Here is a 2,443-nt window from a genome sequence, read left to right as displayed (position 1 = left end):
CCGATGAGCAGCAGGGAGATGGACGCGCCGCCGCCACCGCCGCCGCCGCCGCCGCCACCGCCGCAGCCGCCCGCGCCGCCCGCGCCACTGCCGCCGCCGCCCGCGACGCTCACGTTGTCGATATTGCAGCTTCCGCCAGACCCGCCGCCGCCGCCGCCGAAGCCCGCCGTGCCGCCGCCGCCGGGCTCGCCTTGCTGTTCGGCGGCCCAGGTCCCGTCGAGCAGCACCCCCAGGCCCGCGCCGCCGCCACCCGGTGCGCCGGAGCCGCCTTCCGCGCCGCCCTGGCCCGGTCCGCCCGGGGCTGGGTTGCAGACGCACTCACGCCCGGAGCACGCGGCGTCCGGCGCATCACCGCCCGCGCCGCCCGCGCCGCCCGTCTCGTCGGGCCCGCCCGTGCCGCCATCCCGTCCAGGATTTCCGCCGCTGCTGCCAATCACCCCCCAGCCGCCCGTGGGCTGGGTGTCATCCGGGCAGGTGATGGAGGCAGGTGTCCCGCCCTGGCCCGTATCGGAGTTGCCGACGCCGCCGCTCTGCCCTTCGCCTCCGTCCGGGCCCCCCAGGCCCGCGTCCCCCGCCGCTCCAGGGGCGCCCTGGCCACCCGCGCCCGCGGCCAGGGTGACGTGGCGCAGGCGCACCCCGGAGGAGTCCACCATGCGCACGGCGATGGAGGGCTCACCGGGGCCGGTCGCGGTGGCGGCGCTGACCTGCACGTACTCCATCAGCACGCCCGCGTCCTGGAGGCCCTGCACCGTCAACCCCAGCGTGCCGGCGTCGAACATGGCCACGTGGGTCGCGGCGCGGCGCCAACCGCTACTGCGTCCGGCATAGCCGCCGTGCAACGAGACGGGGACGTCCAGCACCAGGCCCGCCTCGTCATAGGCGCCGCCCGCGAGGAAGAGGTGGCGCGGGCCGCCGTCCAGCTCGCGCAGCATCGCCAGCGCGCGGCCCACGGTGCGCAGCGGCGCCTGCCGGGTGCCCGTGCCCGCGTCGTCATCCCCATCCATGGGGTCGATGAAGAGCCCCGCGTCCGCCTGGCCGTCCACGCCGTCACAGTCGGTGTCGGCGAAGGCGTCGTCGGGAAGGTCCTCGCCGGGGACGGGGGTGCAGGCGGCGACGTTGGGCTCACAGCGTCCCTCGTCGCTGCAGCGCTGCCGCGCGCCGTCGAAGTCGTAGCAAGCGCCCGCGCCGAGCGCCGCCACGAGCGCGGTGCCCGTGGCGCCGAGCATCCTGGTCTTCCGCATGACTCTCCTCGAATTCAAGGCAACGTCCCGGACAGGCCCACCATGCCCCCACCGGGGACCACGGCGGCGGAGGGCTGCACCTTCGCGGGCAGCTCACCGGGCAGCAGGAACATCACCGCGCCCGCCACGAGCCCCGCGGCGCCCAGTCCAAAGGCCACCCGGCTCAGCGTCTGCGCCCGGCGGCCCGACGACGCGAGGCCATCCGCGTCGTCCAGCGGAGCATCTGGCGTGCCGTCCTTGTCGAGCCGCGAATACCTGTCACCCGCCTGCAGGTAGAAGACGGTGCCCACGCCGGCCAGCGCCGCGCCGCCCACGGCGGGCAGCCACGCCCAGCGGCGCAGCGGGCGGAGGGGCTCCGGCTCCAGCTCCGGGGCCAGCGGCTTCGCCTCCACCACTGCCACGGGCAATGGGGGCGGCTCGGCTTGGGGCGGCGCTGGCGGCGGGCCGCGCAGGGCCGTCTGCGCCACGGGCAACACCGCGTCGAGCGATTGGGTGAGCGAGTCCAGCAACTGGTCCTCGCTCACGCCGGGGATGAGGTGCTCGGTGACGAGCGCGCCGTCATTGGCGGTGTAGACGCGCGCGCCCGTGCGGTAGCCGCTGAGCAGCTGGCCCAGCTCCGTCACCAGGACGAGCTCCGTCTTCCCCGCGGCGCCCAGTGAACGGATGCACGCCGCCGCCGTGCGGTTGCAGCGCAGCAGCGGGCGGCGCTTGGACGCGGACAGCTTGCGGGTGATGTCCTCGATACGGACCACCACCAGCCCACGGGCCCGGAGCTGCTCGGCCACGTGCTCCTGGGCGAACTCGACGACGTGGGAGGGAGCTCCCGCCGCGTCAGGCGGCGCGACCAGGACGGACAGGGGCGGCGGGGGAGGAGCCGCGGCGGGCGCCTGGGTGGCCAGGGTGAGCGCGGCGAGGAGGGAGATCCACACCCGAACACTTTCCCCCCGACCGGACCTCCTCGCAAGGTCGGGAATCACCGCTCGTGCTTCAGGTGAAACCCGCAAGGGCGGAGCGCGTGTGGTGGGAGGCCGCCCCACCGGCCCGGGGTCGTTTCCGACGCGCCGGGGCCGGGGCGTGGCTTCAGCGCCGGGGCCGCTCCGACGGCGCCGGGCGAATCTGCGTCTTCTCGGAGCCGCCATTCGAGCCCTGGGTGCCGTCGTCGTCTTCATCGGACTCCGGCGCGGGGCGGGACGGCGGGGGGC

At 76.0% G+C, this 2,443-nt stretch carries 2 protein-coding genes; both read right to left on the bottom strand.

What is annotated here, in order from left to right; all coding sequences use genetic code 11:
* The coding region (locus HV826_RS37785) for a DUF1565 domain-containing protein (protein WP_255217598.1) at nucleotides 1-1,241 on the bottom strand (1,241 nt) is incomplete at its 3' end.
* Between the two features lie 14 nt (nucleotides 1,242-1,255).
* Nucleotides 1,256-2,278, bottom strand: coding sequence for a hypothetical protein (locus HV826_RS36210; protein WP_176421555.1), 1,023 nt, complete (start codon nucleotides 2,276-2,278; stop codon nucleotides 1,256-1,258).
* Nucleotides 2,279-2,443 lie beyond the last annotated feature (165 nt).

This window comes from Myxococcus sp. AM010 (genome assembly GCF_013372585.1).
Lineage (GTDB): Bacteria > Myxococcota > Myxococcia > Myxococcales > Myxococcaceae > Myxococcus > Myxococcus vastator.
Note: the sequence above shows the minus strand (reverse complement) of the source record. Positions and strands in the feature narration are given on the sequence as shown.